Annotated in this window: 4 protein-coding genes; all 4 read left to right on the top strand. The window is 61.2% G+C overall.

Features of this window, described 5'->3' with window-relative positions; translation table 11 throughout:
- On the top strand, positions 1-1,347 hold a 1,347-nt coding region (locus tag ACILSI_RS26755; protein WP_395724990.1), incomplete at its 5' end, for a tetratricopeptide repeat protein.
- 8 nt (positions 1,348-1,355) lie between these two features.
- Entirely contained in the window at positions 1,356-3,041 is a 1,686-nt protein-coding gene (locus ACILSI_RS26750; protein ID WP_395724989.1) for a hypothetical protein, read from the top strand.
- Between the two features lie 27 nt (positions 3,042-3,068).
- Positions 3,069-3,953 carry a sugar phosphate isomerase/epimerase family protein gene (locus ACILSI_RS26745; RefSeq protein ID WP_395724988.1) on the top strand — a complete coding sequence of 295 codons (885 nt, stop codon included), beginning with the start codon at positions 3,069-3,071 and terminating at the stop codon, positions 3,951-3,953.
- Between the two features lie 98 nt (positions 3,954-4,051).
- Positions 4,052-4,321: sialidase family protein (locus ACILSI_RS26740; protein ID WP_395724987.1), on the top strand; the 270-nt coding region annotated here is incomplete at its 3' end.

The raw sequence follows: 4,321 nt of genomic DNA, 5'->3' as shown, positions 1-4,321 counted from the left end.
GGTTATCGCAACGGTCGTTCACCCCTCACCGCAGGCCTCACCCATCTCGATTTGTTTTTCAAAACCTACGACGAAACCGAAGGCCCCAGCCCGCAGTCGGAGGACACCCGACTCCTCATCGAACCCCTCGGCGAATACTCCGCCCATCTCCCCGGCGCACGCGAACTCGTCTTCCCCGGCCTGCTGCTCGAACAAGTCGTGGGCAAAGGCAAACTCGTCATCGACCAGCGTCGCTGGACGACCACGCATGAGAAATTGGTCAAGCCCGCCTCACGACAAGTCACCACCCTCGCACTCGGTTTGGGATTGAACATCGCCCCCGCCGTGCCCACCCGCGAACTGCCGCCGAACGTGACCTACCAGCCCATCGACCTCACCATCTGGGCCAATCGCTCCTTCACCGACCAAGTGCAGGACGACGGCAAAGACGGCTGGCCCGACCAGGGCCCGCAATGCGACGTGCGCGGCTTTCCCACCGGCAAACCATACTTCCAGGGTGTCCCATTTGTCATCGGCACCGGAGCCAAAAGTGTCATCGCCCTGCGCAATCCCGCGCGTCCCGGCGCGGCTGATTTCCCCACCGAAGTCAGCATCCCCATCGGCACCAAGACGGAAGGCTTCTACTTCATCCATGGCAGCGCTTACACCGGTCAAACCGAACTCGGCAGTTATCAGGTGCAATACGCCGACGGCACCACCCTCAAGGTGCCGCTCAAGAGCGGAGTCAATCTCTGGGACTGGATCGAAAAGAATGTAGGCTTTGGCCAGGAGAAAGGCACCCGCAGCATCGTCGCGTGGACCGGCAGCAATGACACCTTCGATTCCATCAGCCTCTACCGCATGCTCTGGGTCAACTTGAAGCCCGACGTCGTCGTCACCGACGTGCGCATCACCACCAGCGGCAAGTCTTCGCTCATGCTCGCCGGCCTCACCGCCGTCATCGCCAAAGGCCAGCAAGACACCACCCCCGCGCAGATCGCTCAGGCCCGTCAGGCCCTGTCCGACGCCATGAAAGCCATCGAGGAAAAGAAACCCGATCAGGCTGAAAAACTCCTCCACACCGCCCTGCAATCCGATCCCTCACTCACCGCCGCCCGACAAGCCCTCGCCGACCTCCACGAGCGCCAGGGCAACGAAGCCGCCGCCCTCCAAACCTATCAAGCCTGGGCCACCGCCCGCGCCACTACCCCGCTGCCCTACAACCGCATCGGCGAGATCCTGGAGAAACGAAAAGACTACCCCGGCGCCCTCGCCGCCTACACCCAGTCCCTCGTCGTCGAGTGGAACCAACCGCCCATCATCGAAGCCAAAAGCCGCGTGCAGAAGATCGTGTTGGAGAAGAAGTGAACTGTCCCATGAAGCCAAACCGATTCCATTTTGCATTCCCCCTCTTCCTCGTCGCACTTTCACTGCCGCAGGTCGCCTTTGGATGGGGCAGCGGCCATGAAGACGTGATGCGTGCCATCATCCCGCGGCTGCCGGCTCCACTGCGGGCTTCGTTTACTCCCGAGATCGTGGCGGACGCGGTGAAGCATGCCAGCCACTACCCGGACAGCGGCGAGCCGTTTCTGGAGAAGGACATCGGTGTAGCTGCCATGGCGCGGCTGGCGGAGGCCCGGATCAAATCGCGCTATGAACTCCATTCCGAGCGAGGCGCGGGGATGTGTTTCATCATGCTGGTCGATGCCCTGCGGGAAAAACACCCCGCACATACCGCCCATTGGATTGCCACGCTTTCGCATGTCATCTCCGACATGTCCGCGTGCAATCATGATCCCATCGTCCACACCGCGACTTATGCCTGGGCGGACTGGAATCTGAAAATGCCGGGCGGAGCCGATTATGCGGTGCTGAAGCCCCTGCTCGACCTCTCCGGTTCCGCTGGCGACACCGCAGGTGGGGCAGCAGCCTTCGATGCCGCCATCGAGAAGCAACTGCTGCGCGACGATCAACGGGATGCACACCGGGCGCTCGCCGAGGTGATGCTCTATGGCCAGGAAGGTGCGGCGTATTGCAGTGTGCGCGGCGTGAGTGTGCTCGAAGGGGCCGCAGGCTGGGTGGATCGCAAGGACGCAGGAGCGCGGCAGAAACTCTGGCAAAACATTGGCGAACTCGGTGCCTGGGCGGTTGTGCGCACCCTGCGTGATGTTGAGGTCGCGATGCGTTTGGCGCAGGCGGATGCGCCCTTGGCGATCACGCCGGAAATCGAGGCCACGCACCAGTTGGATGTCGCCCGGATCATCCGGGATCGTCATCTCAAAGACGAAGCCTTGTTTGCGCCCATTCTACGTGAATGGAAGCCCGGTCAGTCACCCGCCGTCGGCATCGTGCTCGAGCCCTCCTGGGCGATGAATGGCGCGATGTTTGGCTTTGCCAGTCGGGTGCCGTCGGTCGCCATTGCCCGCAGCTTGCAGCGCTCCGGCCGCTCGTATGCCAGTTTCGACGTGCGTCGGTTGATTGCGGATGGTTTCCCGTCCCCCGAGCAGGTGCCGCAGATGATCATCGTGGCCTCCTCCTTCCGCAGCTATCACACTCTGAATGCGGAAGTGCTGGATCAGAAGCTCGCCGACTACCTGGAACGTGGCGGTCGCGTGCTCTGGATCATGGGCAATGCACGGCCCGCCCCGAAATCGCTCTCGGCCTTCAATCCAGTGATGCAGCGCAAAGACGCCAAAGATCGTTTGCCGGTCACCGATGAGCAGTTCCTCGATTCCAGCGTGGAACTCATCGGGAGCGGTCTGCCAGCGCTGGAGATCGCCCATCCTGCCAAAACCAACGCTGGCTGGCACAATCCGTATTGCGCATGGACATACGATCTCAAGGAGCGCCAGGACCTGCGTCCGCTGGTGGCGCTCAAAACCAGTGGTCAATCCCAAACCGTCGGCGCCATCACCGCCGACTCCCGCATCGCCTGCATCCCCATCTACGCGCTCACCCCCTACCTATTTGAAGGCAGCGACACCATCCCCTCAGCCCACGAACCCGCCCTGGACCCCAGCACCGAAAGACTCCTCACCGCTCTTCTGGATAGGATACGGTAGGATAGACTGCAGCTCTACGACTCCACCATGAACCGACGCCACTTCCTCCAAAGCACAATCGCATCCTTCCTCTCCGCACCACTTTCATCTCTGTTCGCCCAGCAGGTGTCCAAGGCCTATCTCGGCTCCATCGGCCTTCAACTCTACACCGTGCGGCATCAGTTGGGAAAAGATCGGAAGGGAACGCTCAAGGCGATCAAGGAGATGGGCTACATCCAAGTCGAGCCGTATGAGTTCCCGAAATACAAGGCGCTCGTCGAGGACGCGAAGGAACTGGGCCTGAAGGTGAACTCCACGCACATCCAGTGGAACTCGGTGCTCAATCCCGGTGCGGCTGACACGCCTGCCTTTGCAAAGGTGCTCGAAGAAGCCCAAGCAGCAGGGATCAAACATCTGATCATCCCCACCATCGACCCCAAAGACCGCCAAACCCTCGATGGCTACAAGCTGGCCGCCGAAAAGATGAACCGCGCTGCGGTAACGGCCAAGGCGGCAGGCATTCAACTCGCGTATCACAACCACACCTTCGAGTTCGATCCGATGGAAGGCACCCGGGCGGGCTACGATGTGCTGATGGAGGAGTTCAGCGCCGAAATGCTTTTTGAGGTGGATGCCTTCTGGGTTCAGCTCGGCAAACGCGATCCGGCGAAACTAATCCGCTCGCTGAAAGGCCGCGTGACGCAGGTGCATCTCAAGGATCTCAGCGGCGGAGTGAAACTGCCCGAGAAGATCGAAGGCTGGTGGAGCCTGCCCGTCGAAGCATTCGCATCCTTGGGCGATGGCATCATTCCCGTGAATCCGATCATCGAGGCCGCGAAGGAAGCCGGCGTCCAGTATTGCCACGTCGAGCAGGATCTCTCGCACGATCCCATGGCAAGCATTCAGCGAAGCCTCACCTACCTGCGTTCTTAAATGACAGCCTCCCGCATCACGCTCACTGCCACGCTTTTGCTCGCGATCCTGATCACGACAAAAGCTGACGAAGCCATCAAAATGAGGCTCTCGCCGTCGTGCCGCTCAATACGAAGCCAGGCCCCGAGTATCAAGCGGCGGCCCGTCTTTACCAGGGCGTGCCTAGCATTGCGCGTGACGCGAACTCAGGGCGGCTTTGGGCCGCTTGGTATTCTGGCGGGCGCGGGGAGACGAAGGAGAACTTTGTCTTGGTGGTGACGAGCGGCGACGATGGTGTCACTTGGACCGAGCCGGTGCTTGTTGTCGATCCGCCTCATAACGTGCGAACCTTCGACCCCTGCCTGTGGACGACGCCAGAGGGGCGGCTG

It is taken from the genome of Prosthecobacter sp., from assembly GCF_044232965.1.
GTDB lineage: Bacteria > Verrucomicrobiota > Verrucomicrobiia > Verrucomicrobiales > Verrucomicrobiaceae > Prosthecobacter.
Note: the sequence above shows the minus strand (reverse complement) of the source record. Positions and strands in the feature narration are given on the sequence as shown.

What these genes read in the sequence shown, in the direction of transcription:
- ACILSI_RS26750 (WP_395724989.1), top strand. Translation starts at nt 1,356, where the DNA reads ATGAAGCCAAACCGATTCCATTTTGCATTCCCCCTCTTCCTCGTCGCA.
- ACILSI_RS26745 (WP_395724988.1), top strand. Translation starts at nt 3,069, where the DNA reads ATGAACCGACGCCACTTCCTCCAAAGCACAATCGCATCCTTCCTCTCC.